Source organism: Pseudomonas sp. NPDC007930, assembly GCF_042958985.1.
Classification (GTDB): Bacteria; Pseudomonadota; Gammaproteobacteria; order Pseudomonadales; family Pseudomonadaceae; genus Aquipseudomonas.
In genome coordinates, this window is sequence record NZ_JBIBKC010000002.1 from 415098 (window position 1) to 435042 (window position 19945).

The following is a 19945-nucleotide window of genomic DNA, read 5'->3' on the forward strand; positions in this document are numbered from 1 at the left end:
ACCCCATGCTGACACTCACCCGTATCCTCTCTTCGCGGAGCGCACGCCCATGACGCCTTTGGTGTTGATGCTCATTGCCGGGGCCGGCATCGCCCTGCTCTTGTTGCTCGTACTGCGGTACAAATTCCAGCCGTTCGTGGCGTTGATGCTGGTCAGCATCCTCGTTGCGCTGGTCGCCGGGGTGAAACCCGCGGACCTGGTCGCCACCATCGAAGGCGGCATGGGTAAAACCCTCGGCCACATCGCCATCATCATCGCCCTGGGCGCGATGATCGGCCGCATCATCGAGCTTTCCGGGGGCGCCGAGGCGCTGGCGAAAACGCTGATCAAGCGCTTCGGCAACCGGCGCACGCCGCTGGCGCTGACCGTGGCCGGCTTCATGGTCGGCATCCCGGTGTTCTTCGAGGTCGGGGTGATCATCCTGATGCCGTTGGCCTACGGTGTGGCCCGCGCCGCGCGCAAGCCGCTGCTGATCTTCGCCCTGCCGATGTGCGCGGCGCTGCTCTCGGTGCATGCCTTCCTGCCGCCGCACCCGGGTGCCGTGGCCGCCGCCGGGCAACTGGGCGCGGACCTCGGCCGGGTGCTGCTGTTCGGCCTGCCGATCGTCGGCGTGCTGTGCCTGATCGGCTACTGGGTGGCCGGCCGCATGACCCGCCGCACCTACCCGATGACCGACGACATCCGCAGCGAAGTGTACGGCCCGCACATCGGCAACGATGACCTGCAGGCCTGGGCCAATGGCGACTACTCGCGCCAACACAGCACCGAGCACGTGACCTCCGGGGCCCTGGACGAAAGCGCCGGCAGCCTGGCCAAGCGCCTGCCGCCCGCGCCGGCACCGGGCTTTGGCCTGATCATCGGCTTGATCCTGCTGCCGATCGTACTGATCCTGCTGGGTACCCTGGCGACCACCCTGCTGCCGGCCGATTCGGGCCTGCGCGCGGTGCTGACCGTACTCGGCGCGCCGCTGGTGGCGCTGCTGATCGACACCCTGCTGTGTGCCTGGCTGCTCGGTTCGCGCCGTGGCTGGAGCCGCTCGCAGGTGTCTGACGTGATCGGCTCGGCGCTGCCGGGCGTGGCCATGGTGATCCTGATCGCTGGCGCCGGCGGCGTGTTCGGCAAAGTGCTGGTCGACACCGGCATCGGCGCGGTGGTCTCCGAAGCGCTGCGCCATACCGGCCTGCCGGTGTTGGCCCTGGGCTTCCTGCTGACCCTGCTGCTGCGCGCGGTACAAGGTTCCACCACGGTGGCGCTGGTCACCACCGCCGGCATCCTCAGCCCGCTGATCGCGACCCTCGGCCTGAACCCCAACCAACTCGCGCTGCTGTGCCTGGCCATGGGCGGTGGCGGCCTGGCGATGTCGCACATCAACGACGCCGGCTACTGGATGTTCACTAAACTGGCCGGCCTCAACGTAGGCGATGGCTTGCGCACCTGGACGGTGTTGGTCACCCTGCTGGGCACCTTGGGGTTCCTGATCACCCTGGCGCTGTGGCCGTTCGTTTAACCCATTGCAGGAGAGCTACCCATGCCCCGTTTCGCCGCCAACCTCAGCATGCTGTACCCACAGCATGACTTTCTCGATCGCTTCGCCGCCGCGGCGGCGGACGGTTTCGAGGCCGTGGAATACCTCTTCCCCTACGACTACAGCACGCAAGAACTGCGCGCCCGGCTCAGCGACAACGGCCTGGTGCAAGCGCTGTTCAATGCCCCGCCCGGGGACTGGGCCGCGGGCGAGCGCGGGATTGCCTCGCTGCCTGGCCGCGAGGCCGAGTTTCGCGACGGCATCCACCAGGCGCTGGAATACGCCGCCGTGCTGGGCAACGACCGCATCCACGTGATGGCCGGCTTGCTGCCAGATGAAGCACTGCGCGGCAAACACCAGGCGGTGTACCAGGAGAACCTCGCCTTCGCCGCCGCTGAAGCGGCCAAGGCGGGCATCACGGTGCTGATCGAGCCGATCAACACCCGTGACATGCCCGGGTTCTTCCTCAACCGCCAGGACCAGGCCCACGCCATCCGCGAAGCGGTGGGCGCGAGCAACCTGAAGGTGCAGTTCGACTTCTACCATTGCCAGATCGTCGAAGGCGACGTCAGCACCACCTTGCGCCGTGACTTCGCCAACGTCGGGCATATTCAGATCGCCAGCGTGCCGGAGCGCCATGAGCCGAACCTCGGCGAGCTGAACTACGCCAACCTGTTCAACCTGATCGACAGCCTCGGCTACAGCGGCTGGGTGGGTTGCGAGTACCGCCCCAAAGGCGATACCCACGAAGGCCTGGCCTGGCTGCGCCAGTGGAAGGCGCAGCAGGCTTGACCCCTGGCAGGCGCCGGCGGGCAACCCCGGCGCCAGCTGTGTTGCGCAACCCCCGCGTAGCACGACAATTCAGAGCAATCCCACCCCTGCTTGGCAGGATTTTATGCTCATAAAACCCTGAAACCGAGCATTCCTACCATTTTTTTCGGCGCGCTTGCGATCTTCCCCTGCAATGGTTAGGGTTTAACGCATGAACAACGCACGCACCCACATCCTGCTACGCCAGCACCGCAGCCTTTGCCTGGTCAGTGACCGACTGCCAGGGTAAGCCGCCCTGCATCGCCCCCTTTTTATTGCTTACCCCCATTAAAAAAAGGCCGTGCCGGCCCACAAGGCCGCCGCCCAGAAAGGATCAGCCCCATGAGCATGCTCAAAGACCCGTCCAAGAAGTACCGCGCATTCCCCACCATCGACCTGCCTGACCGCACCTGGCCTTCCAAGACCATTACCGCGGCGCCGATCTGGTGCAGCTCGGACCTGCGCGACGGCAACCAGTCGTTGATCGAGCCCATGGACGCCGAGAAAAAACTGCGTTTCTGGAAAACCCTGGTTTCGGTGGGCGTGAAGGAAATCGAAGCCTCCTTCCCGAGCGCCTCGCAAACCGATTTCGACTTCGTGCGCACCCTGATCGAAGACGGCCACGTGCCGGATGACACCACCATCCAGGTGCTCACCCAGGCCCGTGAAGACCTCATCGCGCGCACCTTCGAATCGCTGCGCGGCGCGAAGAAAGCCATCGTGCACCTGTACAACGCCACCTGCCCGGCGTTCCGCCGGATCGTCTTCAATCAGGATAAAGAAGGCGTCAAAGCCATCGCGGTGAACGCGGCGCAACTGTTTGTGAAGTACGCCAAGCAACAGCCTGAAACCCAGTGGACGTTCCAGTACTCGCCAGAAACCTTCAGCGCCACCGAGCTGGAATTCGCCAAGGAAGTGTGCGACGCGGTCATCGAGGTGTGGCAGCCGACCCCGCAGCACAAGATCATCCTGAACCTGCCGGCCACCGTTGAAGTGGCGACGCCAAACATCTACGCCGACCAGATCGAGTGGTTCTGCCGCCACATCAACCGCCGCGACAGCGTGATCATCAGCCTGCACACCCACAACGACCGTGGCACCGGCGTGGCCGCCACCGAATTGGGCCTGATGGCCGGCGCCGACCGCGTTGAAGGCTGCCTGTTCGGCAACGGCGAGCGCACCGGTAACGTTGACCTGGTCACCTGCGCACTGAACCTCTACACCCAGGGCGTCGACCCGGAGCTGGACTTCTCCGACATCGACGGCGTGCGCAAAGTGGTTGAAGAGTGCAACCAACTGCCCGTGCACCCGCGCCACCCGTATGTGGGCGACCTGGTTCACACCGCCTTCTCCGGCTCCCACCAGGACGCCATCCGCAAGGGCTTCGCCCAGCAGAAAGACGGCGAACTGTGGGAAGTGCCGTACCTGCCGATCGACCCGGCCGACATCGGCCGCAGCTACGAGGCGGTAATCCGGGTCAACAGCCAGTCGGGCAAGGGCGGCATCACCTACCTGCTGGAGCAGGAATACGGCATCTCGCTGCCACGCCGCATGCAGATCGAATTCAGCCAGGTGGTGCAGCGCGAAACCGACCGCCTGGGCCTGGAAATGACCGCCCAGCAGATCTACGCGCTGCTGCACAAGGAATACCTGCAGGCCAACCTGCCGTACGCCTTGGTCAGCCACCGCCTGACCGAAGAGAACAGCAACAGCACGGTCAACGTCGAAGTCAGCAGCGACGGCGAAACCCTGCACTGGAAAGGCAAAGGCAACGGCGCGCTGGAAGCGCTGGTGAGCAGCCTGCCGATCAGTGTCGAGATCATGGACTACAGCGAGCACGCCATCGGCGCCGGCACCCATGCCAAGGCGGCGGCCTACATCGAGCTGCGCGTGGCGGGCGAGCGCCCACTGCACGGCGTGGGCATCGATGAAAACATCACCACGGCGAGCTTCAAGGCGCTGTTCAGCGCGCTGAACCGTGCGCTGAGCACCAAGGAAGCACAGGCGGCCTGAAGATCAGGCGGCTAGTGCTAATGAAAAACCCCGCTTCGGCGGGGTTTTTGGTTTTTTGTGCCAAGCCTTGAAGGCCCCTCGCCCGGCACAGCCGTAATGCTGTTCACTCAAGCCATTTCAGGGCTTCATGGAGGAATCAATCTGTGAGCCTTGCGGACTTTGTGCATGAGCTTCAGGGCCTATCGCCCGGCACAGCCGTAATGCTGTTCACTTAAGCAATCAGAGCGCTGAATGGAGGATGAAAAGCCCTGACGTCTCTCGATGGTTTACCGAGCGCATGGCCTGGCTGGCCCTTCGCCCGGCACAGCCGGCCTCCCACCAGATTTGTGTAAGTACTTGATTTAATGGGCAACACAGAACCCGTGGGAGGCCGGCTGTGCCGGGCGAAGGGCCCTGGAGCTCATGCACAAAATCAGCAGAGCTCACATATTCATGCCCTCCACGAGGCCGTGAAGTTGCTTAAGTGAACAGCATTACGGCACAGCCGGCCTCCCACGGGCTTTTTGCTTCCTTTTAAATCAAATACTTACACAAAACTGGTGGGAGGCCGGCTGTGCCGGGCGATAGGCCCCTCAGCCCAGCTCGAACGGATCCGCATCCAGGTACGCCGGGAACCGCGACCGGTAGGCGGCCAACTCCGCCGCGCTCAGGCGCACCTTGAACACCCCGTCGGCGTCGCAAGCGCAGATCAGGGCTTCGCCCTGGAAATCCAGCGCCTGGCTGTCACCGGTGTAGGCGAAGCCCTTGCCATCGGTGCCCACGCGGTTCACCGCCGCCACATAGCAGAGGTTTTCGATGGCCCGTGCCGGCAGCAGGCGGTTCCAATGCTGGCGGCGTGAACCGGGCCAGTTGGCGGTGTACAGCAGCAGGTCGGTGTTCTCGCTGTCTCGGCTCCACACCGGGAAGCGCAGGTCGTAGCAGATCAACGGCCGCACCCGCCAGCCCTTGAGCTCGAACACCGCCCGCTGGGCGCCAGCGGCGTAATGGTGGTGCTCTCCGACCATGCGAAACAGGTGGCGCTTGTCGTAATGGCGCAGCTCACCCTCGGGCGTGGCCCACAGTAGGCGGTTGCGGTAGCTGCCATCGGCGGCCTGGATGATCACACTGCCGGTGACCACCGCGCCCAGCTGTGCCGCCTTGCGCAGCATCCACACGCTGGTGGGGCCCTGCTCGGGCTCGGCCAGCTCGGCCGACTCCATGGAAAAACCCGTGGTGAACATCTCCGGCAGCACGATCAGGTCGGCGCCGCGGGCATCTTCGAGCAGGCTGTCGAACTGCGCCAGGTTGCTGGCGCGGTCATGCCAGGCCAGCGCGGTTTGCACCAGGGCCAGGTTGAGGTCGGGCAAGGCACTTAGATCGCGCATAGTTTGGCCGCGGCGGCGCGCAGCGTCTCCTCACGTTTGGCAAAGCACAGGCGCACCAGGCGCTGCTCGGCGATGGGCTGGTGGTAGAACACCGACACCGGAATGCACGCCACGCCGTGCTGCTCGGTCAACCACAACGCCATGTCGACGTCGTTCAGGTCTGGGCGGATCTGAGCATAGTCCACCAGTTGGAAGTAAGTGCCGGGGGTACGGGTAAAACGGAACCGCGAACCGGCCAGCAAATCGCAGAACAGGTCGCGCTTGGCCTGGTAGAACGCCGGCAACTGCTCGAGGTGTTCGGGGTGGGCCGCCATGTAGTCGGCCAGCGCCCATTGCAGCGGCGCCACGGCGCAGAAGCTGACGAACTGGTGCACCTTGCGCAGCTCGGCGGTGAGCGCCGGCGGGGCCACCACGTAGCCGGTTTTCCAGCCGGTCACGTGGTAGGTCTTGCCGAACGAGCTGACCACGAACGCGCGCCGGTACAGCGCCTCGCAGGCGAGCACGCTGGCGTGGGGCACGCCGTCGTAGACCAGGTGCTCGTACACCTCGTCGCTGACCACGTAGATGTCGCGCTCGGCAATCAACCCCGCCAGGCGGGCCAGGTCTTCGCCACTGACCAGCGCGCCGCTGGGGTTGTGCGGGCTGTTGAGCAGAATCAGCCGGGTGCGCGGGCCGATTGCATCACTCAGGCGTTGCCAGTCGATGGCGAAGGTGGCCGGGTCGAGCGGCACGTGCACGCAGCGGCCGCCGGCCAGTTGCACCGAAGGCTCGTAGCTGTCGTAGGTGGGGTTGAACACGATCACTTCGTCGCCGGCGCGCACCACCGCTTGGATCGCGCAAAAAATCGCCTGGGTCGCCCCGGGGGTGATGGTCACTTCCTGCTCAGGGTCGACCTTCACCCCATAGAACTTCGCCAGTTTGAGCGCTACCTGCTCACGCAGCGCCGGCAGCCCGGTCATGGGCGGGTACTGGTTGTGCCCATGGGCCACATGCTCGGCCACGGCGTCGCGCAGCGCCTGGGGGCCGTCGAAGTCAGGGAAGCCTTGGGAGAGGTTGATCGCGCCCACCTGGGCGGCGAGCTGAGACATGCGGGTGAAGATGGTGGTGCCGACGTTGGGCAGCTTGCTGTTGATCATGGCGTTACCACAAAGCCCCAGTGCAAAGACCCGGCAGCATAGCCCAGGGGCGGGGGCGGTCGCAAAGGCCGCCCCGTTCCAAGCTTAGCGCTTGTCTTTGCGCTTCTTCTCGGCCTTCTTGTGGTGCGACATCAAGCGGCGCTTCTTGTTGACCTGGCGGTCAGTGAGGGTGTTCTTCTTGCCCTCGTACGGGTTCTCGCCGCCCTTGAACTCGATGCGGATCGGCGTACCGACCAGCTTGAGCACGCGCCGGTAGGTGTTCTCCAGGTAACGCACGTAGGAGTTCGGCACTTTGTCGGTGAGGTTGCCGTGGATCACGATCAGCGGCGGGTTGGCGCCACCGAGGTGGGCATAGCGCAGCTTGATCCGGCGGCCGTTGACCATCGGCGGCTGGTGGTCGCTGATGGCGTCTTCGAGGATCTGCGTCAGGCGGCTGGTCGGCCAGCGGGTGACCGCCGAGCGGAACGAGTTCTGCACCGAGCCATACAGGTTGCCCACGCCGGTGCCGTGCAGCGCCGAAATGAAGTGGATGTCGGCGAAATCAACGAAGAACAGCCGGCGCTCCAGCTCGGTCTTGACGTAGTCACGCTCGCTCGGCTGCATGCCGTCCCATTTGTTCAGGGCGATGACGATGGCGCGGCCGGCTTCGAGGGCGAAGCCCAGCAGGTTGAGGTCGTGGTCGACCACCCCTTCGCGGGCGTCCATCACGAAGATCACCACGTTGGCGTCTTTGATGGCCTGCAGGGTTTTCACCACGGAGAATTTTTCGACTTCCTCGTGGATCTTGCCGCGCTTGCGCACCCCAGCGGTGTCGATGAAGGTGTACTTCGCGCCGTCGCGCTCGAACGGGATGTAGATACTGTCGCGGGTGGTACCCGGCTCGTCGTAGGCGATGACCCGCTCTTCGCCGAGCATGCGGTTGACCAGGGTCGACTTGCCCACGTTCGGGCGGCCGATGATGGCGATCTTGATGCCGTCTTTTTCGCTCGGGCCGGGGATGCGTACCGCCTCTTCGCCTTCGGCGACTTCCTCGAAGGTAGGCTCTTCAGGGTCGCGCGGGTACTCACCCAGGCAGGCCTCGAGCAGGTGGTTGATGCCGCGGCCATGGGCGGCGGCCACCGGCACGGCATCGCCCATGCCCAGTGGCGAAAACTCGGCGCGGGCGACGTCCGGGTCAACGTTGTCGACCTTGTTGGCCACCAGCAGCGAACGCTTGTTCCGCTTACGCAGGTGCTCGGCGATCATCTGGTCGGCCGCGGTAAAGCCGGCGCGGGCGTCGACCATGAACAGCACCACATCGGCTTCTTCGATGGCCAGCAACGACTGCTCGGCCATTTTTTCGTCCATGCCTTGCTCGTCACCGGAGATACCGCCGGTGTCGATCACGATATAGGTACGCCCCTGCCAGCGCGCCTCGCCGTATTGGCGGTCGCGGGTGAGGCCAGAGAGGTCGCCCACGATGGCATCACGGCTTTTGGTCAGGCGGTTGAACATGGTGGATTTGCCGACGTTCGGGCGGCCCACCAGGGCGATTACGGGAACCATGCGGCTCTCCAAGGAAATTCATGAAAATGCAAAGGCCGCTGCAAGGCAGCGGCCGGTGTTTCGGGCCCCGAGGGGCCTACGCGCGGGCAGGGCTTACTTGGCCTTCAAGGCTTCAAGTTTACCGCTGTTACCATAGACGTAGATCATGTCGCCGACGACCAGCGGGCGGGCGCGCAGGCCGTCGCTGTCTACCCGGATACGGCCCACGAAGCGGCCATCGACCTGGCTGAGCAGGTGCAGGTAGCCGTCGAAGTCGCCCACGGCGATGTAGCTGGAGAACACTTCCGGCGCGGTCAGCTGGCGGCGAGCCAGTTGATCGTTGGCCCACAGGCCGGTGGTGGAGCGTTCATCGATGCCTTCGACGGTCCCGCTGGCTTCGGCCACGTAGATGCTGCCGAACCCTTGGGCGACGCCGGCATAGCTCGACGCATCGCGCTCCCACAGGGTACGGCCGCTCTGCAGGTCAATACCGGCCATCTTGCCCTGGTAGCTGGCCACATACAGCACGCCACCGGACAACAGCAGGCCGCCGTCGATGTCAACCACCCGGTCGAGCTCGGAGCGGCCCTGCGGGATGGCCACGCGGGCTTCCCAGACCGGCGTGCCGGTGTTGATGTCGAGCGCTACCACCTTGCCGCTGGACAAGCCAGCGATGGCCAGTTGGTTGGTCGCCAGCGGTGCGCCGGTGCCACGCAGGGTCAGTACCGCCGGAGTGCTGTCGTACACCCAGCGTTGGTCGCCAGTGTTGGCATCCAGGCCGACCAGGCGGTCGTCCTGGGTTTGCACCACGACCACATCACCGTTGCTGGCCGGCGGCGCCAGCACTTCGGCTTTGACGTTATGCACCCACTTCTGCTCGCCGGTGGCGGCGTCGAGGGCCACTACATCGCCGCGCAGGGTGCCGAAGGTGACCAGGCCGTAGCCCACGCCCACCGCGCCAGACACCTCACGCTTGAGGTCTTTTTTCCATTCGACGTCGCCGGTCATACGGTCCAGCGCCATCACCACGCCGGTGACGTCCGCGGCATAGATGGTGTTGTTCTCCACCGCCGGGACCAGCATGTTGTAGGTTTCACCCTGGCCATCACCGACGCCACGGCTCCAGACTTTCTCAAGGTTCACTTCAGCCTTGAAGTCGTGCAATTCGGCCGGCGGCAGTTCCTTCTTGCTGTTGCTGCTGCAACCCACGACCGCCAGGGCCAGCGCCAACAGCGCCACATGTTTCCATTGCATCACGTCACGCATCCCCTTTGGCCAAATCGTCGAGCTTGGTCTGCAAACCACCGACCGCGGCGTCTTCTGGCAGCGCGGCCTTGGCCTTCTGGTAAGCGGCATGGGCATCGTCAGTGCGCCCCAGGCGCACCAGCAGGTCACCCTTGAGTTCTTCGCGGCTGGCGACGAACGCCTTGTCGGCCTCGCCGTCAAGCAGCTTGAGCGCCTCTTCGGCCTTGTTCTGCGCCGCCAGCACCTGGGCCAGGCGCTCACGCGCCACCTCGCCAAGAGTGGCATTGGCCGGCTTGTCGACCACCGCCTTGAGCTGGCTGGCGGCGTCGTCGAGCTTGCCGGCGCCGACCGAGACCTTGGCCACGAACAGCTTGCCGTACTGGTCGTACGCGGTGCCGCCAAAGTTCTTGCTCAGCTCACCGGCGAGGAAGTTGACCTTGGGCAGGTCAGGCTTGCCGTCAGGGCTCAGCGAGGCCTCGACCAGTTGTTGATACAGGTTCGAGGCACCCTGGGCCTGGTTGGCCTGGTGGCGCTGCCAGGCTTGCCAGCCAAATACCAGCACCAGGGCCAGCAGGCCACCGGTGACCAAGGGTTTGCCGTTGCGCTGCCACCAGTCTTTGACCTGGGCCAGTTCATCATCGTCGCTACCAGACACCCCAATACTCCTATGTTCGAATGCTGCGCGTTAAAGGGTGGCCGCCAGGTCGATACCGGCGAGCGTAGCCGCCAGGTCGTCCCAACCGATGTGCTGTTGCTCACCTTGGCCGCGCAGGGGTTTGAACCCTACCACTTGCCGGGCCAGTTCGTCGTCCCCCAGGATCAACGCATACAGCGCACCGCTCTTGTCGGCTTTCTTGAATTGGCTCTTGAAGCTGCCGCCACCGGCGTTCACCTGCAGGCGAACCCCGGGCAGTTGGTCCCGCAGCCGTTCGGCCAGGGCCCAGCCGGCCATCTCCGCCGGCTCGCCCACGGCGCACAGGTACAGGTCGATGGTGCGGGCAATCGAGGCCGGTACCTTGCCCAGGGTTTCGAGCAGCAGAATCAGCCGTTCGATGCCCATGGCAAAGCCCACGCCGGGCGTGGGCTTGCCGCCCATCTGCTCGACCAGGCCATCGTAACGCCCACCGGCGCACACGGTGCCCTGGGCGCCGAGTTGGTCGGTGACCCACTCGAATACGGTTTTGCTGTAGTAATCCAGGCCGCGCACCAGCTTGGTGTTGATCACGTACGGAATACCGGCGGCGTCGAGGCGGGCCTTCAGGCCCTCGAAGTGCACGCGCGACTCTTCGTCGAGGTAATCGGCCAGCTTCGGCGCGTCGCTGAGCAGGGCCTGGGTTTGCGCCACCTTGCTGTCGAGAATGCGCAGCGGGTTGCTTTTCAGGCGGCGCTGGCTGTCTTCGTCGAGCTGCTCGATGCGCTCGGACAAGAACGCCACCAGGGCGTCACGGTAACGCGCGCGCGCCTCGCTGGTGCCCAGGCTGTTGAGCTCGAGCTTGACCGCGTCACGGATGCCCAATGCACCCCAGAGGCGCCACGACAGCGCGATCAGCTCGGCGTCGACGTCCGGGCCGGGCAGGTTGAACACTTCCAGGCCGATCTGGTGGAACTGCCGGTAGCGGCCCTTTTGCGGGCGCTCGTGGCGGAACATCGGGCCGATGTACCAGAGCTTCTGCGGCTGGCCGCCGCCGGTGATGCCGTGCTCGAGCACCGCGCGCACGCAGGCCGCGGTCCCTTCCGGGCGCAGGGTGAGCGAGTCACCGTTGCGGTCTTCGAAGGTGTACATCTCTTTTTCGACGATGTCGGTGACTTCGCCGATCGAGCGTTTGAACAGCTCGGTGAACTCGACGATCGGCATGCGGATCTGGCTGTAGCCATAGCCGTCCAGCAGGCTCGCCACGGTGCTTTCGAAATAGCGCCACAGCGGGGTTTGCCCAGGCAGGATGTCGTTCATGCCACGAATGGCTTGCAAAGACTTGCTCACAAAAAATCCTTAAGCGTGTATTCAGCTACGCGCGATCACGGCCGCGTCTGCTTCGACCTTCTCGGCGGCCTTGCGGCGGATGAGCTGCTCGAGCGCGTCTACCAGGTTGTCATTGCCCAGCTTCTGCGACGGCTTGCCGTCGATGTACACCAGGTTCGGCGTGCCGCCGGTCAGGCCCACATGGGCTTCCTTCGCCTCGCCAGGGCCGTTGACCACGCAGCCGATCACCGCTACGTCCAGCGGTACCAGCAGGTCTTCAAGGCGCCCTTCGAGCTCGTTCATGGTCTTGACCACGTCGAAGTTCTGCCGCGAGCAGCTCGGGCAGGCGATGAAGTTGATCCCGCGCGAGCGCAGGTGCAGCGACTTGAGAATGTCGTAGCCAACCTTCACTTCTTCGACCGGGTCGGCGGCCAGCGAAATACGGATGGTATCGCCAATCCCTTCGGCCAGCAGCATCCCCAGGCCCACCGCAGACTTCACCGTGCCGGAACGCAGGCCGCCGGCTTCGGTGATACCCAGGTGCAGCGGTTGGGTGATCTGCTTGGCCAGCAAGCGGTAGGCGGCCACCGCCATGAACACGTCGGAGGCCTTCACGCTGACCTTGTAGTCCTGGAAATCCAGGCGGTCGAGGTGGTCGACGTGGCGCATGGCCGACTCGAGCAACGCCTCGGGGGTGGGCTCGCCGTATTTCTTCTGCAGGTCTTTTTCCAGCGAGCCGGCGTTCACCCCGATACGGATCGGGATACCGCGGTCGCGGGCAGCGGACACCACCGCCTGCACGCGGTCTTCGCGGCCGATGTTGCCCGGGTTGATGCGCAGGCAGTCGACGCCCAGCTCCGCCACGCGCAAGGCAATGCGGTAGTCGAAGTGAATATCGGCCACCAGCGGCACCTTCACCAACTGCTTGATCTTGCCGAAGGCTTCGGCGGCGTCCATGTCGGGTACCGATACCCGCACGATGTCGACGCCGGCGTCTTCCAGGCGGTTGATCTGCGCCACGGTGGCGGCGACGTCCAGGGTGTCGGTGTTGGTCATGCTCTGCACCGCGATCGGTGCATCGCCCCCCACGGGGACGTTGCCTACCCAGATCTTGCGAGATGGGCGGCGCTTGATCGGATTCTCACCGTGCATGTTATTGCCCCAGTTTGACGCGTGCGGTTTCACCACTGGTGAACGGTTTCACGTCCACGGCCTGGCCGTTGTAGGAGACTTCGGCGCCACGGGCGTAGCCCAGGCGCACCATGAAAGGCGGCTTGCCATTCACATTGAGGCTGTCGCCGGAGCGCTTCAGGCCGGTGACCAGCACCTTGCCATTGCCATCGGTGACCTGCATCCAGCAATCGGCGGTAAAGCGAATGCTCACCGTGCCTTCGCCAGGGCCGGCCGGCAACGGTTGGGCGGGTGCGGCCGGCTGGGCCTGGGGCACCGGCGCCGGCACCTGGGCCACGGCGGGGGCGGCGGGCGCGGGCGTGGCCGGGCTGGCCGAAGGGGTGGCGGCATGGCTGTCGGCGGGCGCCGGCGCGGGCACTGGCGCCGACGGCACCGGCTGCTCGACCTGCCCCGGCACCGGCGCCTGGGTCACGCTGCCCTGGTTGGCGGCGGGGTCTTCGGGCTCGTCGATCGGGTGGATCTGGGTAGTGCCGTCGGCGCTCTCGACCTCAACGTGCTCCAGCGGCGCGCTGGAGGCGTCACGGTGGCTGCCGTACTGGTCCTGCCACCAGACGAAGCCGCCGCCGATCACGCACAACAGCAGCACCAGGCTGACGATGCGCAGCAGGTTCTGCGACAGCCGCATGGGTTCTTCGATACGGCCCAGGCCGTGCACTTCACTGCCCTTGGCGTTGGTGCCGGTGTAGTGGTCGAAGGCCTCGACCAAGGGGGCTTGGTCCATGCCCAGCAGCTTGGCGTAGGCGCGGATGTAGCCACGGGAAAAGGTATGCCCGGGCAGGCGGTCGAAGGCGCCGGCCTCGAGGTTGGCCAGCGATACCTGGGTCAGGTTGAGGCGGGTCGCGACCTCAGGGAGCGTCCAGCCTTTGCTTTCGCGAGCCTGACGCAGTGTTTCCCCCGGGTTCGTGCGAGCCGCTGCTACAACTTCTGGGTGCGCCACTTTCATCATTGCTCCGACAGGTATTGCTGGTATTCCGGCGTACCGGGATAAAGGCGTTTGAGTTGCAAGCCATAACTGGCCGCGGTGTCCTTGTCCTGGAACCGCTTGGCCAGGCGCACGCCGAGCAACAGGCTGCGCGCATTCTGCTCGCTGATCTGGCTGAAGCGGGTGAAATAATCCCTGGCCGGGACGTACTGCTGCCGAGCGTAGGCGATTTCAGCCAGTTCCAACAGTGCCCGCGGCTGCTGGCGGTTCATCGCCACGGCCTTTTCCAGGTAGCCCTGGGCTTCTTCGCTGCGGCCCAACTGGGTGGCGGTCATGCCGAGGTTCTCGTACACCCGCGAACGCTCAGGATACAGCGGGTCGTCCGCGGCTTTTTGAAACATTTCGTAAGCTTCCGGGTAGCGTTGCTGCTCGTACAGGAAACTGCCGTAGTTGTTGCGGATCCGCGCGTCTTCGCCGGCGGCCAGCGCCTTGCGGAAGTACTGCTCGGAAACCTTTGGGTCTTTTTCGGCCTGGAACACCAGCGCCAGTGCGGCGTTGGCGGCCTGGCTGCTGGAGTCGATGTCGAGCGCGCTCTTCAACGGTACCTTGGCGCGCTCGGTATCACCCTGGCGCAGGTAGCCCAACCCCAACTGAATGTAAGCGTCACGGGCTTCGCTGCGGCCTTTTTTGGTTTCCATGGGGTTGACCTTGCCCTCGGTCACACAGCCGGACACAAGGCCAAACAGCAACAGCAGGAGCGCGGCGCGCAACGTCATGGAGTTCCTCTCTTCAGGGGGCCGGCATCATTGCCTGGAAGCTGCCAGCTGTACCACTTCGGCGTCGGCCGCCAACTGCCGCACGGCGATGTAGCGCTCGCTGCGGCGGGTTTTGTCCATCACCTGGCCTACCAACTGGCCACAGGCGGCGTCGATGTCTTCGCCACGGGTGGTGCGCACGGTAACGTTGAAACCGGCGTGGTGCAACGTGTCCTGGAAGCGGCGGATGGCATTGTTGCTGGGCCGCTCATAACCCGAATGGGGAAACGGGTTGAAGGGGATCAGGTTGACCTTGCAGGGTACGTCCTTGAGCAGCTCGATCATCTCGGCGGCGTGCTCGGGGCGGTCGTTGACGTCCTTGAGCAGGGTGTACTCGATGGTCAGCTGGCGTTTTTCGCCCAGCGCGCGCATGTAGCGCTGGCACGAGTCGAGCACCACCTTGAGCGGGTACTTCTTGTTGATCGGCACCAGCTCGTTGCGCAGCGCGTCGTTCGGCGCGTGCAGCGACAACGCCAACGACACGTCGATGTGCTTGGCCAGCTCGTCGATCATCGGCACCACGCCAGAGGTAGACAACGTGACCCGGCGTTTGGAGATGCCGTAGCCGAAGTCGTCCATCATCAGGTGCATGGCGGCGACCACGTTGTCGAAGTTCAGCAGCGGCTCGCCCATGCCCATCATCACCACGTTGGTGATGGCGCGGTCGACGGTAGCCGGCACGCTGCCGAACGATTTATTGGCAATCCAGACCTGGCCGATCACTTCGGCGGCGGTCAGGTTGCTATTGAAACCTTGCTTGCCGGTGGAGCAGAAGCTGCAATCCAGGGCACAGCCTGCCTGGGACGAAACGCACAACGTGCCGCGTTTGCCCTGGGGAATGTAGACCGTTTCGACGCAGCTGCCGGAGGCGACGCGCACCACCCATTTACGGGTGCCGTCGGCGGAGATGTCTTCGCTGACGACCTCCGGCCCGCGGATTTCGGCCACGGCCTTGAGCTTGGCGCGCAAGGCCTTGCCGAAATCGGTCATGGCGTCGAAATCATCGACGCCAAAGTGGTGAATCCATTTCATCGCTTGACCGGCACGGAAGCGCTTTTCTCCGAGCGTTTCGAAGAAGGCGATCATTTCCGGCTGGGTCAGGCCCAGCAGGTTGGTTTTAGCGGCCACAACGTTCATGCAATTCACCACCTTGCTCGTTCCGCGATCAGCGGATGCGAGCGCACACTTCGGTTTCGGAGAAGAAGTACGCGATTTCACGCGCGGCCGAGGCCTCGGAGTCGGAACCGTGCACGGCGTTTTCGTCGATCGACTCGGCGAAGTCCTTGCGGATGGTGCCTGGCTCGGCGTTGGCCGGGTTGGTGGCGCCCATCAGTTCGCGGTTTTTCAGGATGGCGTTTTCGCCTTCCAGCACCTGGACGATGACCGGGCCGGAGGTCATGAACTTGACCAGGTCGCCGAAGAAGCCGCGCTCTTTGTGCTCGGCGTAGAAACCGCTGGCTTCGCGCTCGGACAGCTGCACCATGCGCGAGGCAACAACACGCAGGCCGGCTTCTTCGAAGCGGGAAACGATCTTGCCAACGACGTTCTTGGCAACGGCGTCAGGCTTGATGATGGAAAAAGTGCGTTGAACAGCCATGTGAAACTCCGAAAAGAGTGAATGAAGCCAAAAATTAAACCCGCGAATTATACGCGGGTTCTCGGGTAATTCCTAACAGCGGTGCGTTTCAATCCGCTTCTTCGATCCACAGCGCCTGGATCGCCTCGAGTACCTTCTCGCCGCAGCGCTCGGGGGCGTCGTCGAAGTCCGGCAGGTCCATGGCCATCTGCCGCAAGCGCGGGAAATTCACCGTGACCGGGTCCACCTCGGGGTGGGCTTCGGCCAGTTGGATGGCGATTTCCTGCACATCAACCCATTTAAGACTCATGATGGCTTCCTGTCAGTGCCCTTCGGACACCTGGTTGATGGTGTATTTCGGGATCTCGACGGTCAGGTCCTGGTCGCCGACCACGGCCTGGCACGACAGCCGCGACTGCGGCTCCAGCCCCCAGGCCTTGTCGAGCATATCGTCTTCGAGCTCGTCGGAAGGTTCCATCGAATTGAAACCCTCACGTACAACGACGTGGCAGGTGGTGCAGGCACATGACATTTCACAGGCGTGTTCGATGTCGATGTGGTTGCGCTTGGCCGCGGCGATGATGGTCTCGCCCGGCTCGGCCTCGATCACGGCGCCTTCAGGGCAGTGTTCGGCATGGGGCAGAAAGATGATCTGCGGCATGGTTCAGTCCTCGATGTCGCCTAGGTTGCGCCCGGCCAGGGCGGCCTTGACGGTGGAATTCATTCGCCGCGCGGCAAACGCGTCGGTCAGCTGCGACAGGCGCTTGGTCTGCTGGTCGATGGCGGCGCCATCGTTGCCCTGCGCCAGTGCCTGCAGCTCGCTCATGTTCAGTTCGATCACCTCGCGCTCGTCGGCGTCGAGCAGGCGCTCGCCGTCGACCTCAAGCGCCGCGGCCACCGCCTCGACCAGGCGCTGGGCATCGACCTGGTACTCGCGCAACTGGCGGGCGTCCTTGTCGGCGCCGGCGTGGGCGAAGGAATCTTTGAGCATGCGGGCGATTTCGCCGTCGGTCAGGCCATAGCTGGGCTTGACCTGGATGCTCGCCTCGACGCCGCTGGACAACTCGCGGGCGGCCACGCTGAGCAGGCCATCGGCGTCAACCTGGAAGGTCACGCGGATTTTCGCCGCGCCCGCCACCATCGGCGGAATGCCGCGCAGCTCGAAGCGCGCCAGCGAACGGCAGTCGGCGATCAGCTCGCGCTCGCCCTGCAGCACGTGGATCATCATGGCCGTCTGGCCATCTTTATAGGTGGTGAACTCTTGGCCACGGGCGACCGGGATGGTGGTGTTGCGGGCAATCACCTTTTCCATCAGCCCGCCCATGGTTTCCAGGCCCAGCGACAGCGGGATCACGTCGAGCAGCAGCAGGTCGCCGCCTTCGCGCTGGTTCCCGGCGAGCAGGTCAGCCTGGATGGCGGCGCCCACGGCAACTACCTGGTCAGGGTCGATGTCGATCAACGGCTCGCGGCCGAACAACCCACCCACCGCTTGGCGCACCCGTGGCACGCGGGTGGAACCACCGACCATCACCACCGCGCTGACCTCTTCGACCTCGATGCCGGCATCGCGCACAGCGCGGCGGCAGGCCTTGAGGCTGCGGGCAACCATGGGCTCGATCAACGCTTCGAAGCCCTCGCGGGTCAGCTCCCCAGCCCAGTCGGCATAAGCCACCGGCACACTGGCAGCATCGCTCAAGGCTTCTTTGGCCGCGCAAGCGACCTGCAGCAACTGGCGCTGCGCCGCCGGGGCGAGATCCCCGGAGAGGCCCGCCTGGGCCACCAGCCATTGGGCGATGGCGTGGTCGAAGTCATCGCCACCCAGGGCGCTGTCGCCGCCGGTGGCCAGCACCTCGAACACCCCGCCGGTCAGGCGCAGGATGGAAATATCGAACGTACCGCCGCCCAGGTCGTAGATCGCGACCAGGCCTTCGGCGCTTTGGTCCAGGCCATAGGCCACGGCGGCCGCGGTCGGTTCGTTGAGCAGGCGCAGCACGTTCAGCCCGGCCAGCCGGGCGGCGTCTTTGGTCGCCTGGCGCTGGGCATCGTCGAAGTACGCCGGCACGGTGATCACCGCGCCGACCAGTTCGCCGCCCAGGGTGGCCTCGGCGCGCTGGCGCAGCACCTTGAGGATGTCGGCCGAGACCTCGACCGGGCTTTTACGGCCCTGCACGGTCTCGATGAACGGCATGTGCGACTCGCCCTCGGCGAAGCGGTACGGCAGTTGCTCGCCCAGTTGCTTCACGTCGGCGATGCCGCGGCCCATCAGGCGCTTGACCGACACGATGGTGTTGAACGGGTCGCTGGCCGCGGCGGCCTTGGCGCCGGCGCCGACTTCCACGCGGTCGGCGTGGTAGCGCACGGCAGACGGCAGGATCACGCCGCCCTGTTCATCGGGCAGGGTTTCGGACAGGCCGCTGCGCACAGCAGCGACCAACGAATTGGTGGTGCCCAAGTCGATCCCTACCGCCAGGCGACGCTGGTGCGGTTGAGGGCTCAGGCCGGGTTCGGCGATCTGCAGTAAAGCCATGCTTGTCTGTATTCAGGCGTGCGACCGGGGCGGCACTGGGTTAGTCGTCGAGGCGCTCTTCGAGCTGGCGCACTTCCTGCGCCAGTTTGTCGAGGAACTGCATGCGGCGCATCAGGCGTTCAGCCTGTTCACGCTCGGCCGGGGCGTCCCAGCAGCCAGCGAAGTCGTCTTCCAGGCTCGCCTGGGCGGCCTTCAGGCGCTTCTTGAACGGCACGATGCCATCCACGTCGGCGTTGTCCTGCAGCTCTTCGAGTTCTTCACGCCACTGCATTTGCTGCATCAGGAATTCGGGGTCGCTGACCGTGACTTCCTGGGGCACTTCATGGCCATTGATGGCCAGCAGATACCGCGCGCGGCGCGGCGCGCTCTTGAGGGTCTGGTAGGCATCGTTCAACGCGGCCGACTGCTCCAGCGCCTGGCGCTGTTCGCGCTCGGGGGCGTCGGCGAAGCGGTCGGGGTGAACGCTGCGCGCCAGTTCCCGGTAGCGCGTGGCCAGTTGCTCGAGGTCAAGGCGAAACGCCGGCTTGAGCTCGAACAGCGCGTAATGGCAAGGAGTACCCACGGGTTTACCTCAAACGTTGAAGCTTTCGCCGCAACCGCACTCACCGCGCACGTTGGGGTTGTTGAACTTGAAGCCTTCGTTCAACCCTTCACGGACGAAGTCCAATTCGGTGCCATCGAGGTACACCAGGCTTTTGGGGTCGATGACCACCTTCACGCCATGGTTCTCGAACACCTCGTCTTCGCTGCCGGCTTCGTCGACGAACTCCAGCACATAGGCCAGGCCCGAGCAGCCGGTGGTACGCACACCGAGGCGAATGCCCTCACCCTTGCCGCGCCCTTGCAGGGAGCGGCGCACGTGATTGGCAGCGGCTTCAGTCATGGTGATAGCCATTGCAGACTCCTCAAGCGTTCAGAGCAGGCCTTTTTTCTGCTTGTAGTCGCGAACGGCCGCCTTGATGGCGTCTTCGGCGAGTACCGAGCAGTGGATCTTAACCGGCGGCAGCGCCAGTTCTTCGGCCAACTGGGTGTTCTTGATGGTTTCGGCTTCGTCCAGGGTTTTGCCCTTCATCCACTCGGTGGCGAGGGAGCTGGAAGCGATCGCCGAACCGCAGCCGTAGGTCTTGAACTTGGCGTCTTCGATCACGCCCAGGTCGTTGACCTTGATCTGCAGCTGCATCACGTCGCCGCAGGCCGGCGCGCCGACCATGCCGGTGCCGACTGTAGGATCGTTCTTGTCGAGCTTGCCCACGTTACGCGGGTTCTCGTAGTGGTCGATGACCTTTTCGCTGTAAGCCATGGTGTGTCTATCCTCTCAACTCATCAGTAGTCGCTCT

20 protein-coding genes are annotated in these 19945 nt (G+C 64.6%); 3 read left to right on the plus strand and 17 right to left on the minus strand.

Going from position 1 to position 19945, the window contains the following annotated elements; all coding sequences use genetic code 11:
* Nucleotides 1–49 precede the first annotated feature (49 nt).
* The 3 genes from ACFZCE_RS06370 (at nucleotide 50) to leuA (ending at nucleotide 4348) form a co-directional block, all read left to right on the plus strand.
* Entirely contained in the window at nucleotides 50–1507 is a 1458-nt protein-coding gene (locus ACFZCE_RS06370; RefSeq protein WP_390937099.1) for an SLC13 family permease, read from the plus strand.
* 21 nt (nucleotides 1508–1528) lie between these two features.
* On the plus strand, nucleotides 1529–2317 hold the full coding sequence (otnI, locus tag ACFZCE_RS06375; RefSeq protein ID WP_390937101.1) for a 2-oxo-tetronate isomerase: 789 nt from the start codon (nucleotides 1529–1531) through the stop codon (nucleotides 2315–2317).
* Between the two features lie 360 nt (nucleotides 2318–2677).
* Nucleotides 2678–4348, plus strand: a complete 1671-nt coding sequence (gene leuA / locus ACFZCE_RS06380; protein WP_390937103.1) for a 2-isopropylmalate synthase — start codon at nucleotides 2678–2680, stop codon at nucleotides 4346–4348.
* Nucleotides 4349–4920: 572 nt separating this feature from the next.
* Here leuA and ACFZCE_RS06385 read toward each other — a convergent pair.
* The 17 genes from ACFZCE_RS06385 to iscU form a co-directional block, all read right to left on the minus strand.
* Nucleotides 4921–5712, minus strand: a complete 792-nt coding sequence (locus ACFZCE_RS06385) for an amidohydrolase (RefSeq protein WP_390937105.1) — start codon at nucleotides 5710–5712, stop codon at nucleotides 4921–4923.
* A complete protein-coding gene (locus ACFZCE_RS06390; RefSeq protein WP_390937107.1) occupies nucleotides 5700–6848 on the minus strand; it encodes a methionine aminotransferase in 1149 nt (382 codons plus the stop codon). The genes ACFZCE_RS06385 and ACFZCE_RS06390 overlap by 13 nt, the downstream gene beginning before the upstream one ends.
* 84 nt (nucleotides 6849–6932) lie before the next feature.
* Complete coding sequence (gene der, locus ACFZCE_RS06395; RefSeq protein WP_390937108.1) at nucleotides 6933–8393, minus strand: ribosome biogenesis GTPase Der; 1461 nt, start codon at nucleotides 8391–8393, stop codon at nucleotides 6933–6935.
* Between the two features lie 93 nt (nucleotides 8394–8486).
* Complete coding sequence (gene bamB, locus ACFZCE_RS06400) at nucleotides 8487–9638, minus strand: outer membrane protein assembly factor BamB (RefSeq protein WP_390937110.1); 1152 nt, start codon at nucleotides 9636–9638, stop codon at nucleotides 8487–8489.
* Nucleotides 9631–10272, minus strand: a complete 642-nt coding sequence (locus ACFZCE_RS06405; RefSeq protein ID WP_390937113.1) for a tetratricopeptide repeat protein — start codon at nucleotides 10270–10272, stop codon at nucleotides 9631–9633. The genes bamB and ACFZCE_RS06405 overlap by 8 nt, the downstream gene beginning before the upstream one ends.
* Before the next feature lie 30 nt (nucleotides 10273–10302).
* Nucleotides 10303–11598, minus strand: a complete 1296-nt coding sequence (gene hisS, locus ACFZCE_RS06410; protein ID WP_390937115.1) for a histidine--tRNA ligase — start codon at nucleotides 11596–11598, stop codon at nucleotides 10303–10305.
* A gap of 21 nt (nucleotides 11599–11619) precedes the next feature.
* On the minus strand, nucleotides 11620–12729 hold the full coding sequence (gene ispG, locus ACFZCE_RS06415) for a flavodoxin-dependent (E)-4-hydroxy-3-methylbut-2-enyl-diphosphate synthase (protein WP_390937117.1): 1110 nt from the start codon (nucleotides 12727–12729) through the stop codon (nucleotides 11620–11622).
* Nucleotide 12730: 1 nt separating this feature from the next.
* On the minus strand, nucleotides 12731–13711 hold the full coding sequence (locus ACFZCE_RS06420; protein ID WP_390937119.1) for a RodZ domain-containing protein: 981 nt from the start codon (nucleotides 13709–13711) through the stop codon (nucleotides 12731–12733).
* On the minus strand, nucleotides 13711–14466 hold the full coding sequence (gene pilW, locus ACFZCE_RS06425; protein ID WP_390937121.1) for a type IV pilus biogenesis/stability protein PilW: 756 nt from the start codon (nucleotides 14464–14466) through the stop codon (nucleotides 13711–13713). Before pilW ends, ACFZCE_RS06420 begins: the two co-directional genes overlap by 1 nt.
* Before the next feature lie 27 nt (nucleotides 14467–14493).
* Nucleotides 14494–15642 carry a 23S rRNA (adenine(2503)-C(2))-methyltransferase RlmN gene (gene rlmN, locus ACFZCE_RS06430; protein WP_390937123.1) on the minus strand — a complete coding sequence of 383 codons (1149 nt, stop codon included), beginning with the start codon at nucleotides 15640–15642 and terminating at the stop codon, nucleotides 14494–14496.
* A 28-nt stretch (nucleotides 15643–15670) separates the two neighbouring features.
* Nucleotides 15671–16102: a nucleoside-diphosphate kinase gene (gene ndk / locus ACFZCE_RS06435; protein WP_390937125.1), complete on the minus strand. Its 432-nt coding sequence runs from the start codon at nucleotides 16100–16102 to the stop codon at nucleotides 15671–15673.
* A gap of 88 nt (nucleotides 16103–16190) precedes the next feature.
* On the minus strand, nucleotides 16191–16391 hold the full coding sequence (iscX, locus tag ACFZCE_RS06440; protein ID WP_390937126.1) for a Fe-S cluster assembly protein IscX: 201 nt from the start codon (nucleotides 16389–16391) through the stop codon (nucleotides 16191–16193).
* A gap of 12 nt (nucleotides 16392–16403) precedes the next feature.
* The gene (gene fdx / locus ACFZCE_RS06445) at nucleotides 16404–16742 is read right to left on the minus strand and encodes an ISC system 2Fe-2S type ferredoxin (RefSeq protein WP_390937128.1); all 339 of its coding nucleotides are present in this window, start codon (nucleotides 16740–16742) and stop codon (nucleotides 16404–16406) included.
* Between the two features lie 3 nt (nucleotides 16743–16745).
* Nucleotides 16746–18608, minus strand: coding sequence for a Fe-S protein assembly chaperone HscA (hscA, locus tag ACFZCE_RS06450; protein WP_390937130.1), 1863 nt, complete (start codon nucleotides 18606–18608; stop codon nucleotides 16746–16748).
* A gap of 40 nt (nucleotides 18609–18648) precedes the next feature.
* A complete protein-coding gene (gene hscB, locus ACFZCE_RS06455; protein ID WP_390937132.1) occupies nucleotides 18649–19170 on the minus strand; it encodes a co-chaperone HscB in 522 nt (173 codons plus the stop codon).
* A gap of 9 nt (nucleotides 19171–19179) precedes the next feature.
* Complete coding sequence (iscA, locus tag ACFZCE_RS06460; RefSeq protein ID WP_390937135.1) at nucleotides 19180–19503, minus strand: iron-sulfur cluster assembly protein IscA; 324 nt, start codon at nucleotides 19501–19503, stop codon at nucleotides 19180–19182.
* An 18-nt stretch (nucleotides 19504–19521) separates the two neighbouring features.
* Nucleotides 19522–19908, minus strand: a complete 387-nt coding sequence (iscU, locus tag ACFZCE_RS06465) for a Fe-S cluster assembly scaffold IscU (protein WP_390937137.1) — start codon at nucleotides 19906–19908, stop codon at nucleotides 19522–19524.
* Between the last annotated feature and the right edge of the window lie 37 nt (nucleotides 19909–19945).

What these genes read in the sequence shown, in the direction of transcription:
- ACFZCE_RS06370 (WP_390937099.1), top strand. Translation starts at nt 50, where the DNA reads ATGACGCCTTTGGTGTTGATGCTCATTGCCGGGGCCGGCATCGCCCTG.
- otnI (WP_390937101.1), top strand. Translation starts at nt 1,529, where the DNA reads ATGCCCCGTTTCGCCGCCAACCTCAGCATGCTGTACCCACAGCATGAC.
- leuA (WP_390937103.1), top strand. Translation starts at nt 2,678, where the DNA reads ATGAGCATGCTCAAAGACCCGTCCAAGAAGTACCGCGCATTCCCCACC.
- ACFZCE_RS06385 (WP_390937105.1), bottom strand. Translation starts at nt 5,712, where the DNA reads ATGCGCGATCTAAGTGCCTTGCCCGACCTCAACCTGGCCCTGGTGCAA.
- ACFZCE_RS06390 (WP_390937107.1), bottom strand. Translation starts at nt 6,848, where the DNA reads ATGATCAACAGCAAGCTGCCCAACGTCGGCACCACCATCTTCACCCGC.
- der (WP_390937108.1), bottom strand. Translation starts at nt 8,393, where the DNA reads ATGGTTCCCGTAATCGCCCTGGTGGGCCGCCCGAACGTCGGCAAATCC.
- bamB (WP_390937110.1), bottom strand. Translation starts at nt 9,638, where the DNA reads ATGCGTGACGTGATGCAATGGAAACATGTGGCGCTGTTGGCGCTGGCC.
- ispG (WP_390937117.1), bottom strand. Translation starts at nt 12,729, where the DNA reads ATGCACGGTGAGAATCCGATCAAGCGCCGCCCATCTCGCAAGATCTGG.
- ACFZCE_RS06420 (WP_390937119.1), bottom strand. Translation starts at nt 13,711, where the DNA reads ATGAAAGTGGCGCACCCAGAAGTTGTAGCAGCGGCTCGCACGAACCCG.
- pilW (WP_390937121.1), bottom strand. Translation starts at nt 14,466, where the DNA reads ATGACGTTGCGCGCCGCGCTCCTGCTGTTGCTGTTTGGCCTTGTGTCC.
- rlmN (WP_390937123.1), bottom strand. Translation starts at nt 15,642, where the DNA reads ATGAACGTTGTGGCCGCTAAAACCAACCTGCTGGGCCTGACCCAGCCG.
- ndk (WP_390937125.1), bottom strand. Translation starts at nt 16,102, where the DNA reads ATGGCTGTTCAACGCACTTTTTCCATCATCAAGCCTGACGCCGTTGCC.
- iscX (WP_390937126.1), bottom strand. Translation starts at nt 16,391, where the DNA reads ATGAGTCTTAAATGGGTTGATGTGCAGGAAATCGCCATCCAACTGGCC.
- fdx (WP_390937128.1), bottom strand. Translation starts at nt 16,742, where the DNA reads ATGCCGCAGATCATCTTTCTGCCCCATGCCGAACACTGCCCTGAAGGC.
- hscA (WP_390937130.1), bottom strand. Translation starts at nt 18,608, where the DNA reads ATGGCTTTACTGCAGATCGCCGAACCCGGCCTGAGCCCTCAACCGCAC.
- iscA (WP_390937135.1), bottom strand. Translation starts at nt 19,503, where the DNA reads ATGGCTATCACCATGACTGAAGCCGCTGCCAATCACGTGCGCCGCTCC.
- iscU (WP_390937137.1), bottom strand. Translation starts at nt 19,908, where the DNA reads ATGGCTTACAGCGAAAAGGTCATCGACCACTACGAGAACCCGCGTAAC.